Below are 15,998 nucleotides of genomic sequence, written 5' to 3'. Positions count from 1 at the left end.
TGCCGCTGGTCGGGAACCCGGTCCGGCCGGCGCGGACCCGTTGGGGTTCCTGCGATCGTCGCCCGAGCGCGCGGTGACCGAGCACATCGACGCGCCCACCGGCACCTGGTACGGCGGGCAGGAAATCGACGTCCTCACGGAGATCCTGACCCTCACGACCCGGATCCTGACCGCGCCGACCCTACGGATCCGGCACGGCCCCTTCGCGCCCCCGCCGGCCGGCGTCTGGCCCGACGCAAGGCCCCCCAGAGCTTCATCCTCCAGGTATGCCGATCTTGCTGCCGGCGTTCCGCCAACCGCCCATACTGTCAGCACGGTTGACGGGGGTTGGGGGACAGGATGGTCTCGGAACCGAAACAACGGCACGCCACCCTTGCGGTGACGGCCTTCGCCGCGGCGGTGGCCAGCGCCGGGCTCGCTGCTCCTCTGCTCTCGCTGGCCCTGCAGGAGGGAGGTTTCGGACTCCTCTTCCTGGGTCTGACGGTCGCCGCCCTGAGCGCCACGGCCCTGGGTTACGGGGTGTGGCACCTCTGGCAAACGCTGAGCGCCTCAGCCGCCTCGTCCCTCTCCAAGGGCCTGCTCGTCGGAGCCCTGACGGTGCTGTCGGAGGTGGGCCTCACCTGGCTCTCCTTGGCGTTCGTCCTCGACGGCCGGATGGGGCCGGCCCGGGTCGTCGGCGCCGTCGCGGTGCTGCTTCTGGTGCCGTTGACGGGGCTGGTCATCCGGCACAACGAGATGGAGAACCACGAGAGGATCGTGGTCGTCACCGGCGTCGTCTTGTCCGCCGGGTCCCTCGGCTGGCTCGCCATCCACCTGATGGCGGGCGACAACCCACAGCGGACCTGGCTACTGGCCGGGCTCGCCGCCGTCCTGATCGTGATCACCGCGCGGTTGCGTGGCGCGGACGGCCTGTCCGGCCGTCCCGGCTGGCTACTGGCGCTGGTCTTCACGTCGACGCTGCTCCTCGTGGTGGCCACCCTCGCCGGCGAGGGCCACGCCGTCCCCGCCTGGCTCGTCGGCGGGCTCGGGCTGGGCGGGACGCTCGGCGTCCTCGGGATCCTGAACGACTGGTCACTCCCAGTCCCACGGCGCAGAACCCGGCACAGGGAGGTCCCCGCGCCCTCCGGGCCTCCGCCGGGAGCCGTGGTCCCACTGTGGGCGCGCGCCGCGGGCCTCGTCGTACCCCTGGGATCCCTCGGGTGGGCGGCGCTCGACGGAACGGAGCGCCGGATGGGCACCGGCCCGGCCGAACTACTGGTCCTGTCAGCCGGATTGGCGGTCGCCGCAGTCGTGCTGATGGGGCTCCAGGCGCTGATCCTCGGCTGGTTGCGCCCCGGGTGCACGCCGGGGATCGCGGAGAGGGCCGCCTCGCGCGTGGGGCGGCTGGAGATCCCTTACGACGACCCGCGCCAGCGGAGGTGGCCGGGGCCCGAGGAGCATCTGCGGGATCGGGAGTTCGCTCTGCGGGAGCACGTGCGGCACGCCAGGTCGATGTCTGAACGGGACATGTACGAGCGGGAGTTGGTCGCCCTGGAGCGGGATCGGGCCCGGGTGGAGTGGGAAATCGCCCAGGAGCGACAGGCGCGATCTCGGCGCGCCGGGATCGAACTCAGGACGGCGTTTCGCCGCGAGCGTCCCTCGCCGGGAGCTCTTGGACTTCTGGTGCGTCCGTTCTCTCCCGTCGCCTGCGACGATGCCGTCGTGGACGCGGCGTTCACGACTGGTCTGGTGGTAGACAGGGTGTGGCCGAGGGTCGAACTCGTCGCCCCGCCCGGGGTGCGGCGCGAGGCCCGTCGCCGTGGCCGGGATGTCGCGCTCCTGCGTGTCAGTGCCGCCAGCGCCTTGTGTACGGGTCTGGGCTGGGCGTTCGCGGTGGGGGTTGTCGCCCGGTCCCAGTTGGGCAGTGGCTCTGTGGCCGTGCTCGTCCTCGGCCCGCTGCTGGTTGCCGTGGCCGCGCTCGTGCTGGGGCGGCGGCGGGTCGTGGAGGCGTACGAGCACCGCGTGACCGCGGTGGAGGTGTACCGCTTCGATCTGGCCGAGGCCCTGCGGCTGCCGCTGCCGGACAGCCATGCCGAGCTCCTCGGGCTCAGCGACGTGCTGCAGGGAGCGGGGGAGTTCGATCGGCCGCTCGCCTGGACCGGTGCCGCACGGGCCGACACCTCGCAGCCCCCGCCCCCGCCCCCACTGACGAACGCGGCAGTCGAGGTGTCGGGCGGGAGTCGCGAAGCTCTGGTCTCCCAGGTGTCGGAGCGGGTGCTCCGCGAGGTCCGCACCGCCCTGCGGGACGAGCACGAGGCCCTGGCCCAGCGGTTCGTATCGGGCCGGCTCGGCAAGAAGGACCTGGCCCGGCTTGCCGAGGAGGTTGCCCGGCACACCTCGGTGTCGGTCGGTGAACGTCTCGGACGCACGCTGGCGGACCTGCACGGGAGTTCGGCCCGTGAGCTCGAGCAGGCTTTGCGGAAGGGCCTGGAGGAGGCGGTCAGCGGGCCGCCGCTCGTCAACTTCACCGGCTATTTCGCCCTCCAGCTCGACGCCGGGCAGGAATCCACCGCGGACGTGGCTGCGGGCGGCGGGGCGGCCGGTGGGGCCGCGCACGGTACGACCGTGGTGGCGTCCCCCGGGCAGCGCCTCGGCCTGGTCCTGTTCGTGGTGCGCGACCCCCGGGGCCGGGAGGCCGGATCCACCCAGCAGACCTCGCCCGAACGGCAGTTCTTCGCTCTGGAGCCCGTACACATCGAGGGGGGTCGGGATGTGCCTGCCGCCGACTTCGAGGCCCTGGTGGACAGCCCGACGCTCACCCCGAGCCCCCACCGGCGGACGCTGCGGACCGAACGGGAGGCGCAGACGGTCTTCCGCTTCCCGTTGCCGGAGGAGGAGGGGCTGCACGAGGTGTGGTTTCAGCTCTACCAGTCCGGCCGGCTCGTTCAGGTGATCGCCGTCTCCATCGCGGTCCGGGCTGCCGGTACTCCGGACAACCCCGTCGAGCTCCCCGGAGGAGCCTCCGAAGAGGCCCGTGGGGAAGCCCCCGACGTGCCGGCCGAGGGCTCTGGCAGGCAGGTGCCCGGATGACGGGAAGCCAGCCCGCCGATGTCACCGTCCGCGTGCGCCGCACCGCCCGGACCACGCAGGTCACCTTCCACGCGCGCAACGGCACCCCGCCGCTGCGGATGACTCTGCCCCAGCCGGGCGTCATGGACGTGGCCCGCCGCCGCCTCGACGCCGGTCTGTTGGGACTCAAGGACGTGTTGCCCGGCCTGACCGTGGAGGACGAGGACGTCCCCGAGGTGTTCGACGTGCTGCACCGCATCGGCCGGGGGCTCGTCTTCCTCCTGTTCGGCCTTGAGAGCAAGGTCATTCAGGGCCTCCAGACCTTCTGGAACAGTGCGTTGCCCGTCGGCCGCAATCCCGTCCTGCCGCCGCCGCTCGTGGAGTGCGTCGGCGACCGCGACTGCTTCCTGCCCCTCGAAGTGCTCCCCCTCCACCGGATGTACCCGACCACACCGACCGACCGCGCGGAGCTCATCGCCGAATGCCGCAACCTGGTCGGGTTCTCCTGTGTGGTCAAGAGGACGATGCTGCCCGCTCCGGTCCCCACGGGACTGTCGCTGCGGACGTTGCCGGGTGGGCGGCTGCCCCTGCGCTTCCTCCAGCACGCGGAGCTCGCCGGAGCCCGGCGCGAACTGGACTGGCTGACTTCCTCGGCGGCCGAGCGGGTGGATGTCGACGGCCCCTACCCCGGCGGCGACCCCGGGGCGGCCACCCTGGCGGAGCAGATCTTCGACCCCCGGCGCTCGCTCGCCGGAGAGCTCCGCGTCGTGCCCGACCAGGTCCAGCACTTCGCGTGCCACTGCTACGCGACGCTGGACAGCCCCCTCGACAACGAGATCGAGCTGTACGGGGGCGGCGAGGACGTGCGGGTGAAACTCGGCACCATCGCGGAGGACCTGGTCGCTCTGAAGTCCCGGCCCGGTCAGGGCGACCACGAAATGCCGCTCGTGGTCATGAACGCCTGCGGTTCGGCGCGCATGCACGCGACCAGCTCCCTTTCCTTCCCCCACCTGTTCCTGACGAACGGGAACCGGGGCTTCATCGGTAGCGAGATCGAGGTGCCGGACGAGGTGGCGGCGGCCTTCTCCGAGGCGATGTACGAGCGCTTCCTGCTCCGTCGCCTCCCACTGGGCCGCTCGGTGTTCGAAGCCCGCAACAGCCTGTTGCACACCTACGGGAACCCGCTCGGCATCGCGTACGCGGCCTATGCGGATCCTCAACTCCATGTCCGCACCGAACCGACGGAGGATGCAGATGCCCATGTCCCAGCGAACCGGGTCCCCGCGCGCTGACGAGCCGAAGCCCGACGACACCGAGGTGATCCGGGTTCTCGGCCTGGAGGACGGCGACGACCGATCCCTGTTCCGGCGCTCGCAGGAATGGCGGCTCGGTCGGGCCGAGGTCCCCGTCGAGGTGTTCCAGGAGCGGGTCAGCGGCTTTCTCGACTCGATGCGATCGGTCATCGCAGCCCTGCCTGCCAGCTGCGGGGACTTCCAGCTCAACGAGGTCACCATCAGTGCCGAGGTGAGCGCGAAGGGCCAGATCTCCCTGTTGGGCTCCGGCGGAGAACTCGCGGGGTCGTCGAGCCTGGCCTTCACCTTCACCCGCGGAACGCCCGGGTAGCCGGCCGCTGCCGGGTCCGGGCACCGCCGGCCCGCCACCGGCAAGGCCGGGAGGGAGCCCGACGCCCCGGCCGGGGCGTCGGGCTGCTGCGTCGCCCGGCCGATGCGGCAAAGGAGATCAGGGCCCCGCGAAGTCCGTTCGGCGGCCTGGGCCGGCTTTTCCGGCGCATAGTGATGATTTTCTTTCTATTGGTGCATCCGGATTGCTCGTGATCTTCCTCGGGTTTTTCCGTGCTTATGATTCCCGCGCTATGACAGAAAGCCGGAATTGCCGATCGTTACGTGAATCAGCCGATGTGGTCGTCCTCGGTGCCGGTCCCGCCGGCCTCGTGCTCGGCAACCTGCTGGTCGCCGCCGGAATCGACTGCGTGGTCCTCGAACGCGCCACCCGCTCCCATGTACAGACCCGCGCCCGGGCCGGCTTCCTCACGCCGAACACGGTGCGGATCCTGGACCGCCACGGCCTCGCCGACGGCCTGCACCGCCACGGACGCACCCACGGAACCTGCGAGTTCCGCACGGCGGACGGCAGCTTCCGCCTCGACTACGGCGCCCTCGGCCGCCGCGAGCAGCACACCGTCTACCCGCAGCAGAACCTGGTGACCGACCTCCTGGCCCGCTACCTGGAGGCAGGCGGGCGGATCCGGTTCCGTACCGAGGCGGTCACGGTCCACGACGCCGACGGAGCCCGCCCGTACGTCACCACCCGCGAGCCGGACGGACGCCCCGCCCGCTGGGACGCCCGGTACGTCGCCGGCTGCGACGGCCGGCACGGCGCGGCCCGCCGCTCGCTGCCGCCCGGCACGGTCCGCCACCACCACGACCACGGCGTGAGCTGGCTCGGCCTGCTCGCCGAAGCGCCGCCCAGCCTGGACGCCGTCGGCTACGCCGTCCACGACCGCGGCTTCGCCGGTCACATGGCCCGCAGCCCGCAGGTCACGCGCTACTACCTCCAGTGCCGACGCGGAGCCCTTGCCGACGCCTGGTCCGATGAACGGATCTGGGACGAACTCGACCTGCGGATGGGCGCTGTGGAACACGGCCCGCTGCTCAGGGGCCCGATCGTCGAGCGCGGCATCGTCGACCTGGCGTGCGACGTGATCGAACCGCTGCGCCACGGCTCGCTCCTGCTCGCCGGTGACGCCGCGAGCCTGACCGCCCCGGCCGCGGCGAAGGGAGCGAACCTCGCCGTCCTGGAGGCGGAGCTCCTGGCCGGTGCGCTGGCCGCGGCCCTCGCCGAAGGAGACGGCGCAGCCCTCGACCGCTACTCGGAGCGGTGCCTGGCCCACATCTGGCGGGCGCAGGAGTTCACCCAGTGGATGACCGGCCTGCTGCACGCGATCCCCGGCCAGGACCGGTCAGGCGGATCGTTCTTTCACGCCTCCCTGCGGCGCGCCCGCCTTGACTCCCTGCGCACCTCCCGCGCGCACCAGGACTGGTTCGCGGAGAACTACGTCGGCGTGTGAACCGGCGCCCCGTTCCTGCCTGTTCAGCCCTGCCCGGTTCGTCCCTGTTCCGCCCTGCCCCGCTCGGCCCCTGTTTCCGCCCTGCCCTGCCCCGCCCGCCCCCGCACCGGTCTGAGGACACCATGACGATGACGACCACCCTTCCCGACGGACCCCACCTCCCCGCCACCGCAGCACGCCCCGCCGTCACGACGCCGCACGGCGAAACGATGCTTCTCGACGACGCGGCCCGCCTGCGCGCCGCAGCGGCCTTCGTACGGGAACACGAGAGCCTCACCCTGCTGCCCCTCCTGCTGCCCGGCCTGCACGGCCCGGAGCTGGAATCGGTGGCCGCGCACTGCCGGTTCGCCCACGCGGGCCTGCTGCTCTTCCCGGCCGACGCGCAGGACCTGCGCCGGCGGCTCGCCGACTGCGGCCTCGCCGCCGACACCCCGTCCCACCCCAGCGTCGTCGTACGGGAACGGCTCGCCCGGCGCCACCGCCGCGACGCCGCCGACCTGGACGTCCGGATCCTGCGCCCCCGCGTCCACGGCCCGGCCGGAGAGCGCCGCGCGGTGGAGGTGTTCGCCCTCACCGTGCCCGACGGGTCGGACCTGGAACCGATCGCCGCCCACGAGCGCGCCCGCGGCCACGAGGCCCACCTGGCCTTCGAATTGGAGCACCCCGATCCGCTCGTCCTGCGCGGCCTGTGCGCCGTACTCACCCGGCACGGCGCACGCCCCGACGGCGGCGGGTACAACCCGCACGAGGACGGCACCGTCCTGTACTTCACCGCCCCCGCGGACGCGACGTGCGGCTACCGGCGGCTGGAGCTCTACGCGCCCGGCGACCACCGCGACGCCCTCGCCGCCCACCTCGACCAGCACCCCGGCGCGAACCGGCCCGCCGAAACGCTCCTCCACCTGCTCACCGGAGCGTGGACCACACAAGCCCTGGCCGCGTTCGCGCGGCTGCGTCTGCCCGACGCCATGGACACCACCGCCGCCACCGGCATCCGGGAACTCGCCCGGCGCACCGGCACCCACCCCGACGGCCTCGCCACGCTCCTGCGCTACCTCACCATGCTCGACGTCGTGACCGAGGACGCCGAGGAGCAGGACGGCTTCCGCCTCACCCCGCTCGGCTGCCTGCTCCGCGCCGACCTCCCGGACTCGATGCGCCCCCTGGCCCTGATGTACGCGGGCCCCTTCTACCGCTCCTTCGCCGCCCTCGAACACACCGTACGGACCGGCCTGCCGGCCTTCGACCACCTCTTCGGCGAGAACCACTTCGACCACTTCGCCCGCCACCCCGAACTCGCCGACCTCTTCGACCGGTCCATGGCGGCGAGCTCACGCATGTTCCGGCCGATCCCGGCCCACCCCGTGATCACCGCAGCGGCCCAGGCGCCCGCCCCCATGACCGTCGTGGACGTGGCCGGCGGCAACGGGGAACTCCTCGGGCACGTCCTCACCGCGCACCCGTCGCTGCGCGGCACGCTCCTTGAGCGCCCCCACGCCGTCGAGGCCGCCCGCCGCTCGCTCGACGCGATGGGCTGCGGCGACCGCTGCGACTACCGCGGCGGCGACTTCGCCGACGTGCCCCACGGCGGTGACGTCTACGTCCTCTCCCGCGTCCTGCACGACTGGGACGACGACAGGTGCCGTGAGATCCTGCGCCACTGTGCCCGCGCCATGCCCGCCCACGCCGACCTGCTGATCGTCGAGCGGCTCCTCCCCACCGACGGCTCCCCCTCGCTGGCCACGGCCTGGGACCTCCACATGCGGTGCAACGTCGGCGGCCGCGAGCGCAGTGCCGAGCACTACGCCCGACTGCTCGAGGACGCCGGACTGGAGCTCCGCGGCCGCACCTCCCTGCCCCTGGAAGCCCATGTCCTGCACGCCCGCAAGGTCCCCGGAGAGCGCTGACGCACCGAGCGGAATTCGGGGGCGCGAACACCCGGCAGGTCGGATACTACGGGTGCCGCAGACCCACCGAGGAGTTCCGATGATCACCTGGCGCCGGCTCGCCGAGACCGACTTCCCGCGACTGGGGCAGTGGCTGGCGCAGCCGCACGTCGCACGCTGGTGGAACCACGAGACCTCCCCGGAGGCCGTCGAGCGCGACTTCGGCCCCGCAGTTCGCGGGGAGGAGCCGGCCGAGGACCTGCTCGTCCTGCTCGACGGCGAACCGATCGGTCTCGTGCAGCGCTGCCGCCTCGCCGACTACCCCGACTACCAGGCCGAGCTGGCGGTCGAAGTCGACGTGCCCGACGGGGCGGTGACGATCGACTACCTGATCGGTGATCCCCGCCTGGCCGGCCGGGGACACGGCACGCGCATGATCCACGCGGTCGTCGAGGCGACCTGGACCGACCACCCCGACACCACCGCGGTCATCGTCCCGGTACAGGCCGCCAACCGTGCCTCCTGGCGGGCCCAGGAGAAGGCGGGCCTGCACCGCGTCGCCGAGGCCTCCCTGGAACCCGACAACCCCGTCGACGACCGCAGCCACTTCGTCTACCGCACGGACCGCCCGCCCCACCCGACCCCCACCCGACAGGCCCGGCAAGATCCGAAAGAGACGGCCTAGGTCCTGTCCGAGGGACTCGGACGGTCCCGGGGCGGCCTGACCTGCAAGACCCACCTTGCCGGCGAAGGCGGATGAGGGCCTACGTCTTCCACGGCATCGTGACCATCGCCGCGATCCTGCTCTGGCTCCGCCCGTGATCACTCGACAGGAACTCGGCCTTGTCAGGGGTGAGCATGATGAAGGCTGCTCTCCACGACGTACCTCAGTTCATCTCGGCGGGTCCTCGCCTGTGAGCCCGTCGACGGATTCACGGATGAGGTCGGCGTGACCGGCGTGGCGGGCGTACTCCTCGATGAGGTCAAGGAGGATGCGGCGGAGGTTGGGGCGTTCGCCGCTACGGGTCGTGTAGGCGCCGAGCTGGTCCAGCCCGCCCGTGTCGAGCGCCTTGTCGACGATGGCGCGGGAGCGGGCGACCGATTCCTGCCAGAGACCGCGCAGTTGCTCGGGGGTGTCCTCCTCAGCGGAGCGGTAGTCCCAGTCGGGGGTGCTGTCCCAGTCGACGCTGTCCCAGGGAGCCCCAACGGGGGAGCCGAGCCACAGCCGGGCGAAGTGGCTGTCTTCCACGTGCGCCAGGTGCTTGAGAAGGCCGCCCAGAGTGACGGTGGACGTGCCGAGTGTGGCGCGAAGACCGGAGGCGTCCAGGCCGGAGCACTTCCAGGCCAGGGTGGCCCGCTGCCGTTCGAGGGCACCGAGGACGGCTGCTGCCTCGGTGCCGGCGAGTGGAGGTTCCGGCCAGGCCTCGGTCGTGATCTCAGTCATGGCCGCAGACCTTAGCGAACGGAACTGACAGCCCAGCCGACGGATGAACCAACAACATCCGCCGGACAGGCTCTAGTCCGTGGAGCGGGTCCAGCCGATGGCTTCGAGGCGGGGAGCGTCGGTGGGGCGGTCTTCCGCGAAGAGGAGGTGGGCCGGTTCCGACACGCGGACGATGTCGACGTAGATCCCGCGGCCGACGTAGCGGCCGGTCGCGGCGTGGCGGAAGCGCAGGCGAACCTCGCGGCCCGACCAGGCGGCCGTGAGGGGGGCTTCGAGGCGGTGCCAGGTGCGGCCGGACCAGCCGCTCACCGAGCCGCGGGGCCATTGCTCGGGCGTGCCGCCGGTGGACCGGACGGTGCTGAAGGGCAGCGGTTCCCAGTGCTCCCCGTCGGGTGAGGCCTCCAGGTGCAGGGCGCCCTCGCCGGGCACCGTGTCCCACCACACGGCGCAGCGCAGCCGGGCGGCCGCCGTGGCCGGGGTGAGCGGCGGCAGGGTGAGCGTGCCCGAGGCACCCGGCTGGATCCCGGAGAACCAGGCCGCGCCGCCGTGCCGGGTGCGGACCGGTACGGCGCGGGCGAAGCGGTTGCCGACGGCGACGCGCGGCGCGCTGCCCGCGCGCCAGGTGCGCACCGGGTGGACGGAGTTGCCGAGCAGGATCAGGAAGGAGTCGGTGGACGGGTCGAGGACCAGGGAGGTGCCGGTGAAGCCGGTGTGGCCGGCGGAGTGCGGGGTGGCCATCGCGCCCATGTACCAGTGCTGGTAGAGCTCGAAGCCGAGACCGTGGTCGTCGCCGGGGAAGGCCGTGTTGTAGTCCGTGAAGAGCAGCTCGACCGAGGCGGGGCGCAGGATGCGCTTGCCCGCGTAGACCCCGCCGTCGAGGAGGGCGCGGGCGAGGACGGCCAGGTCCCAGGCGGTGCCGAAGATGCCGGCGTGGCCCGCGACCCCGCCGAGCGCGTACGCGTTCTCGTCGTGGACCTCGCCCCACACCAGCCCGCGGTCGAGGCCGGACCAGGGCGGGCGCTGCACCTCGGTGGCGGCGGTGACCCGGCGCCAGGAGAGCGGTGGGTTGTAACGAGTGCGCTGCATCCCGAGTGGAGCAGTGATCTCGTCGTGGAGCAGGACATCCAGAGTGCGACCAGTGATCCGTTCCAAGAGCAGCTGGAGGGTGATCAGGTTCAGGTCGGAGTACCGGTAGACCGTCCCGGGAGTCTCCTGCGGCCTCACCGACCACAGCAGCCTCAGGCGACCCTCCCGCGTGGACTCCTTGTAGAAGGGCGCCCAGGACCGCAGCCCCGAGGTGTGCGTGAGCAGTTGACGGACCGTCACCACCTCCTTGCCGCCCCCGGTGAACTCCGGCAGGTACCGGCGCACGGGGGCCTCCAGCTCCAACTTCCCCCGCTCCACCTGCTGCACGGCCAGGATGGAGGTGAACAGTTTGGTCAGCGAGGCCAGATCGAAGACGGTGTCCTCCGCCATCGCGATCCGTTCGGCCGCCGGGAACTCCCGGACCCGGTCGGTCCGCCCGTCGTAGTCCGCGTAGCGCACGGCCTCGCCCATGGCCCGGTGCAGGGCGATGGTGCGGCCCCGGCCCGCGAGGACCACCGCACCGGCGTAATAGGGGTGTTCGGGGGAGGGGCCGAGGAACCGCCGCGCCTCGTCCGCGACCCCCTCCAGGTGCTTCTCCAACAGCCCGGCCTGGCGCGCGGACCCGTACCGCAGGCGCAGGCCCTGGAGTGCGCGCCGCTCGGCCGGGTTGCCCGAGGCGCCGGCGGGGCCGGGGAGTGCGGCGTGCAGGACGAGTACTCCGCCGAGGGCGAGCAGCCGCGCCCCGAGCCGACGGCGGCTCAGCCCGCTGCCGTGCCTCCGGGGCTCGCCGCCGGGCTTCCCGGGCCCGCCGCCGGGCTTCCCGGGCCCGCAGTCGGGCTTTCCTGGCCCGCCGCCGGCCTTCCCGGGCTCGCCGCCCGGCTTCCCGGGCCCGCCGTCGGCCTTCTCGGGCCCGCCGTCGGCCTTCTCGGGACCGCCGCTCGCCCTCTCCGGCCCGCCCGTTGCGGCCTGCGCGGGCCGTGCTTCTCCGCTCGCCACGCCGAAAGCCCCCGTGCGTACCGTCATGTCGCCCTCCTGTCCGCTGTCCACCTGCGGCGTCGTCTCCCGGGGTTCCACCCAGGACCCCGCGCCTCAAACGCCGGCGGGGCTGGGACAGCCCCGGGTTCCGCGCCTCACGTGCCGACGGGGGGCCGGGCCCCGGATCCGCCGAGCGCGCCGCAGGCGCCACCGCACGCTAGTGGGTATCTGCCCGTCCGTCGGGCACCCTCCGCACCGACCGGCCCGTAAAGAATCTGACACTGCATCAGAAAACCTCTTCCCTCGCATGCCGGGCTGCGGCATCCTGCCGCCCATGGAGACGGAGCTGAGCAAGAAACTGGGAGTCGAGCACGCCATCTTCGGCTTCACGCCCTTCCCGGCGGTCGCCGCTGCCATCACCCGCGCGGGTGGCTTCGGGGTGCTCGGCGCGGTCCGCTACACCGCTCCCGACGACCTCAAACGCGACCTCGACTGGATGCAGGCGCACACCGACGGCAAGCCCTACGGCCTCGACGTCGTCATGCCCGCCAAGAAGGCCGTCGACGGCATCAGCGAAGCCGACATCGAGGCGATGATCCCGGCCGGGCACCGCGCCTTCGTCCGCGACACCCTCGCCAAGCACCACGTGCCCGAGCTCGCCGAAGGCGAAGCCTCCGGCTGGCGGATCACCGGCTGGATGGAGCAGGTCGCCCGGGGTCAGCTCGACGTCGCCTTCGACTACCCCATCAAACTCCTGGCCAACGCCCTCGGTTCCCCGCCCGCCGACGTCATCGCCCGCGCCCACGACCACGGCGTCCTCGTCGCCGCCCTCGCAGGCAGCGCCAAGCACGCCCGCCGCCACGCGGAAGCCGGCATCGACATCGTCGTCGCCCAGGGCTACGAGGCCGGCGGCCACACCGGCGACATCGCCACCATGGTCCTCGTCCCGGAGATCGCCGAAGCCGTCGCCCCGCTCCCGGTCCTCGCGGCCGGCGGGATCGGCAGCGGCGAGCAGATCGCCGCCGGACTCGCCCTCGGCGCCCAGGGCGCCTGGCTCGGCTCCCTCTGGCTCACCACCACCGAGGCCGACCTCCACTCGCGCGCCCTCACCGAGAAGCTGCTCGCCGCGGGCTCCGGCGACACCGTCCGCTCCCGCGCCCTCACCGGCAAGCCCGCCCGCCAGCTGCGCACCGAGTGGACCGACGCCTGGGACGACCCGGAGGGCCCGGGCGCGCTCCCCATGCCCCTCCAGGGCCTGCTCGTCGCCGAGGCCGTCTCACGGATCCAGAAGTACGAGGTCCACCCGCTGCTCGGCACCCCCGTCGGACAGATCGTCGGCCGGATGAACACGGAACGCAGCGTCCAGGCCGTCTTCGACGACCTCACCAGCGGCTTCGAGCGCGCCATCGACCGCATCAACCGCATCGCCGGCCGGGCCTGAGAGGTGTGACCAGCATGAGTGACCAGCCCCCCAACGGTTTCTGGGCCCAGGCGGCCGCCGACCCCGAGCGCACCGTCCTCGTCACCCCCGAGGGCGAGGAGTGGAGCGCCGGCCGGCTGCACGCCGACGTCAACCGCCTCGTACGCGGCCTGCGCGCCGCCGGCCTGCAGCAGGGCGACGTCTTCGCCGTCGTCCTCCCCAACGGCGTCGAGTTCCTCACCGCCTACCTCGCCGCCTCCCAGGCCGGCTTCTACCTCGTCCCCGTCAACCACCACCTCGTCGGCCCCGAGATCGCCTGGATCGTCTCCGACTCCGGGGCCAAGGTGCTCATCGCCCACGAGCGCTTCGCCGACGCCGCCACCGCCGCGGCCGACGAGGCCGCCCTCCCCGCGAGCCACCGCTACGCCGTCGGATCGGTCCCGGGCTTCCGTCCGTACGGGGACCTCCTCACCGGGCAGCCCGGGACGGTCCCCGGGGAGCGCACCCTCGGCTGGGTCATGAACTACACCTCCGGCACCACCGGCCGCCCGCGCGGGATCCGCCGTCCGCTGCCCGGCAAGCTCCCCGAGGAGACGTACCTCGGCGGCTTCCTCGGCATCTTCGGCATCCGCCCCTTCGACGGGAACGTCCACCTGGTCTGCTCGCCGCTCTACCACACGGCCGTCCTCCAGTTCGCGGGCGCCGCCCTGCACATCGGGCACCCGCTGGTCCTGATGGACAAGTGGACCCCGCAGGAGATGCTGCGCCTGATCGACGGGCACTCCTGCACGCACACCCACATGGTCCCCACCCAGTTCCACCGGCTCCTCGCGCTCCCGCAGGAGACGAAGGACGCGTACGACGTCTCCTCGATGCGGCACGCCATCCACGGCGCCGCGCCCTGCCCCGACCACGTCAAACGGGCGATGATCGACTGGTGGGGCGGCTGCGTGGAGGAGTACTACGCGGCCAGCGAGGGCGGCGGTGCCTTCGCGACCGCCGAGGACTGGCTGAAGAAGCCGGGAACCGTCGGCAAGGCCTGGCCGATCAGCGAACTCGCCGTCTTCGACGACGACGGCAACCGGCTGCCCGCCGGGGAACTGGGCACCGTCTACATCAAGATGAACACCGGCGGCTTCAGCTACCACAAGGACGAGGGCAAGACGAAGAAGAACCGGATCGGCGACTTCTTCACCGTCGGCGACCTCGGCCTGATGGACGAGGAGGGGTACCTCTTCCTCCGTGACCGCAAGATCGACATGATCATCTCGGGTGGGGTCAACATCTACCCGGCCGAGATCGAGTCGGCCCTGCTCACCCACCCGGCCGTCGCGGACGCCGCCGCCTTCGGCATCCCGCACGCCGACTGGGGCGAGGAGGTCAAGGCGGTCATCGAACCGGCCGAGGGCTTCGCCGCGGGCGAGGCGCTCGCCGCGGAGATCCTGCACCACTGCGAACGCCGGCTCGCCGGCTACAAGCGCCCCAAGACGGTCGACTTCATCGAGACGATGCCGCGCGACCCGAACGGCAAGCTCTACAAGCGGCGGCTGCGCGACCCGTACTGGGAGGGCCACGACCGCGCCATGTGAGCGCGCGGGGCCCGCCGGTCCTGCCGGCCCCGCCGGTCCAGCTGGTCCAGCTGGTCCAGCTGGTCCCGCGTCACCAACGGGTGAAGTCGTGGACCGCGGCGCAGTACGGGTCCCGCAGCGCGATGTCCACGCCGATCCGCGCGGCCGGCCCGGCCGTCCGGCCGACGTACAGCCGTACCGTGGCGGTGCCGGTGCGGAAGGGGTGGAAGGCGCGCCCGCCACGCCCGGCGTGCGTGAGAAGGGCCACGTCAGGGCGGTGCGGGCGACGCTCGGGCCGCATCGGAGGGACACTTCTGGCAAGTTGGCTGATATGAGTACGGCTACCCGCAGATCCCCCCTGACCGACTGGACCCTCGTCGTCCCCCTGGTGGCGCTCGTCGCGCTCGTCCTCAGCTGGGGCCGCGACCTGCCCGCGCTCGGGGTGGTGCTGGTCGCGCTCTGCCTCGCGGGCGCGGTGCTGGCGGCCGTCCACCACGCCGAGGTCGTCGCCCACCGGGTCGGGGAACCCTTCGGCTCCCTCGTGCTCGCCGTCGCGGTCACGGTCATCGAAGTCGCCCTCATCGTCACCCTGATGGCCGATGGCGGGGACAAGACCGCCTCGCTCGCCCGGGACACGGTCTTCGCCGCCGTCATGATCACCTGCAACGGCATCGTCGGCCTGTCCCTGTTCGTCAGGGCCCTGCGCAACCGGGTCGCGGTCTTCAACCCCGAGGGCTCCGGCGCGGCCCTCGCCACCGTCGCGACCCTCGCCACTCTCAGCCTCGTGCTGCCGACCTTCACCACGAGCAAGCCCGGCCCGGAGTTCTCCTCCGCCCAGCTGACCTTCGCCGCCGTCGCCTCGCTCGCCCTGTACGGCCTGTTCGTCGCCGTCCAGACCGTCCGCCACCGGGACTACTTCCTGCCCGTGGAGACCGAGCGGCCGGCCGACCGGCCCGACGGCCACGGCGACGACGACGAGGACCACGCCGCCCCGCCCACCGCCCGCGCCGCCCTGATCAGCGCCGGCCTGCTGCTGGTCGCTCTCGTCGCGGTGGTCGGCGATGCCAAGGCCGTCTCCCCGACCATCGAGAAGGGCGTCGCCGACGCCGGCCTGCCCAACGCCGTCGTCGGCGTGATCATCGCCCTGCTCGTCCTGCTGCCCGAGACCCTCGCCGCCGTCCGCGCCGCCCGCCGCGGCCGGGTCCAGACCAGCCTCAACCTGGCCTACGGCTCCGCCATCGCCAGCATCGGCCTGACCATCCCCGCCATCGCCCTGGCCTCGATCTGGCTCTCCGGCCCGCTCCTGCTGGGCCTCGGTCCGGTCCACATGGTGCTGCTCGCGCTGACCGTCGTGGTCAGCGCCCTCACCATCGCCCCCGGCCGCGCCACGCTGCTCCAGGGCGGCGTGCACATCGTGCTGCTGGCCGCGTACCTCTTCCTGGCCGTCAGCCCCTGAGGGCCGACGGCCAAGGAGAGGACCCGG

General features: G+C 72.5%; 12 protein-coding genes. 9 read left to right on the top strand and 3 right to left on the bottom strand.

The features are described 5' to 3' along the window. Window positions 1-339 precede the first annotated feature (339 nt). From AB0D29_RS17195 to AB0D29_RS17170, 6 genes are all read left to right on the top strand, one after another. The gene (locus AB0D29_RS17195) at window positions 340-3,069 is read left to right on the top strand and encodes a hypothetical protein (protein ID WP_362854974.1); all 2,730 of its coding nucleotides are present in this window, start codon (window positions 340-342) and stop codon (window positions 3,067-3,069) included. Next, complete coding sequence (locus AB0D29_RS17190) at window positions 3,066-4,340, top strand: CHAT domain-containing protein (RefSeq protein ID WP_362854972.1); 1,275 nt, start codon at window positions 3,066-3,068, stop codon at window positions 4,338-4,340. Before AB0D29_RS17195 ends, AB0D29_RS17190 begins: the two co-directional genes overlap by 4 nt. Then, complete coding sequence (locus AB0D29_RS17185) at window positions 4,309-4,671, top strand: hypothetical protein (protein ID WP_362854970.1); 363 nt, start codon at window positions 4,309-4,311, stop codon at window positions 4,669-4,671. The genes AB0D29_RS17190 and AB0D29_RS17185 overlap by 32 nt, the downstream gene beginning before the upstream one ends. Window positions 4,672-4,966: 295 nt before the next feature. Next, window positions 4,967-6,136 (top strand): 4-hydroxybenzoate 3-monooxygenase, encoded by a 1,170-nt coding sequence (locus tag AB0D29_RS17180; RefSeq protein ID WP_362854969.1) that lies wholly within the window; start codon window positions 4,967-4,969, stop codon window positions 6,134-6,136. Between the two features lie 209 nt (window positions 6,137-6,345). After that, window positions 6,346-8,043, top strand: coding sequence for a methyltransferase (locus AB0D29_RS17175; RefSeq protein WP_362855132.1), 1,698 nt, complete (start codon window positions 6,346-6,348; stop codon window positions 8,041-8,043). Window positions 8,044-8,122: 79 nt separating this feature from the next. Beyond that, complete coding sequence (locus tag AB0D29_RS17170) at window positions 8,123-8,707, top strand: GNAT family N-acetyltransferase (RefSeq protein ID WP_362854967.1); 585 nt, start codon at window positions 8,123-8,125, stop codon at window positions 8,705-8,707. A gap of 207 nt (window positions 8,708-8,914) precedes the next feature. On the opposite strand, the gene AB0D29_RS17165 is transcribed toward AB0D29_RS17170, so the two are convergent. Together AB0D29_RS17165 and AB0D29_RS17160 are read right to left on the bottom strand one after the other, a co-directional pair. Further along, window positions 8,915-9,466: a DinB family protein gene (locus AB0D29_RS17165; protein WP_362854966.1), complete on the bottom strand. Its 552-nt coding sequence runs from the start codon at window positions 9,464-9,466 to the stop codon at window positions 8,915-8,917. Window positions 9,467-9,538: 72 nt separating this feature from the next. Continuing rightward, window positions 9,539-11,575, bottom strand: a complete 2,037-nt coding sequence (locus AB0D29_RS17160; RefSeq protein ID WP_362854965.1) for a serine hydrolase — start codon at window positions 11,573-11,575, stop codon at window positions 9,539-9,541. Window positions 11,576-11,861: 286 nt separating this feature from the next. Here AB0D29_RS17160 and AB0D29_RS17155 point away from each other — a divergent pair, with 286 nt between their 5' ends. Together AB0D29_RS17155 and AB0D29_RS17150 are read left to right on the top strand one after the other, a co-directional pair. Further along, window positions 11,862-12,968 carry a nitronate monooxygenase family protein gene (locus tag AB0D29_RS17155; protein WP_362854964.1) on the top strand — a complete coding sequence of 369 codons (1,107 nt, stop codon included), beginning with the start codon at window positions 11,862-11,864 and terminating at the stop codon, window positions 12,966-12,968. Window positions 12,969-12,982: 14 nt separating this feature from the next. Continuing rightward, complete coding sequence (locus AB0D29_RS17150; RefSeq protein WP_362854962.1) at window positions 12,983-14,536, top strand: acyl-CoA synthetase; 1,554 nt, start codon at window positions 12,983-12,985, stop codon at window positions 14,534-14,536. Between the two features lie 70 nt (window positions 14,537-14,606). Here AB0D29_RS17150 and AB0D29_RS17145 read toward each other — a convergent pair whose 3' ends face one another. Further along, a complete protein-coding gene (locus AB0D29_RS17145; RefSeq protein WP_362854961.1) occupies window positions 14,607-14,783 on the bottom strand; it encodes a hypothetical protein in 177 nt (58 codons plus the stop codon). 63 nt (window positions 14,784-14,846) lie between these two features. On the opposite strand from AB0D29_RS17145, the gene AB0D29_RS17140 reads away from it, so the two are divergent. Beyond that, on the top strand, window positions 14,847-15,971 hold the full coding sequence (locus tag AB0D29_RS17140) for an ionic transporter y4hA (protein WP_362854959.1): 1,125 nt from the start codon (window positions 14,847-14,849) through the stop codon (window positions 15,969-15,971). The last annotated feature ends 27 nt before the right edge of the window (window positions 15,972-15,998 follow it).

The organism is Streptomyces sp. NPDC048424, from assembly GCF_040651555.1.
Classification (GTDB): domain Bacteria; phylum Actinomycetota; class Actinomycetes; order Streptomycetales; family Streptomycetaceae; genus Streptomyces.
The sequence above is the reverse complement of the archived record's forward strand: the minus strand, read 5'-3'. Positions and strand labels throughout refer to the sequence as shown.

Bases quoted from the DNA above. Each gene is read 5' to 3' on its own strand.
- AB0D29_RS17195 (WP_362854974.1), top strand. From the start codon at position 340: ATGGTCTCGGAACCGAAACAACGGCACGCCACCCTTGCGGTGACGGCC.
- AB0D29_RS17190 (WP_362854972.1), top strand. From the start codon at position 3,066: ATGACGGGAAGCCAGCCCGCCGATGTCACCGTCCGCGTGCGCCGCACC.
- AB0D29_RS17185 (WP_362854970.1), top strand. From the start codon at position 4,309: ATGTCCCAGCGAACCGGGTCCCCGCGCGCTGACGAGCCGAAGCCCGAC.
- AB0D29_RS17175 (WP_362855132.1), top strand. From the start codon at position 6,346: ATGCTTCTCGACGACGCGGCCCGCCTGCGCGCCGCAGCGGCCTTCGTA.
- AB0D29_RS17170 (WP_362854967.1), top strand. From the start codon at position 8,123: ATGATCACCTGGCGCCGGCTCGCCGAGACCGACTTCCCGCGACTGGGG.
- AB0D29_RS17165 (WP_362854966.1), bottom strand. From the start codon at position 9,466: ATGACTGAGATCACGACCGAGGCCTGGCCGGAACCTCCACTCGCCGGC.
- AB0D29_RS17160 (WP_362854965.1), bottom strand. From the start codon at position 11,575: ATGACGGTACGCACGGGGGCTTTCGGCGTGGCGAGCGGAGAAGCACGG.
- AB0D29_RS17155 (WP_362854964.1), top strand. From the start codon at position 11,862: ATGGAGACGGAGCTGAGCAAGAAACTGGGAGTCGAGCACGCCATCTTC.
- AB0D29_RS17150 (WP_362854962.1), top strand. From the start codon at position 12,983: ATGAGTGACCAGCCCCCCAACGGTTTCTGGGCCCAGGCGGCCGCCGAC.
- AB0D29_RS17140 (WP_362854959.1), top strand. From the start codon at position 14,847: ATGAGTACGGCTACCCGCAGATCCCCCCTGACCGACTGGACCCTCGTC.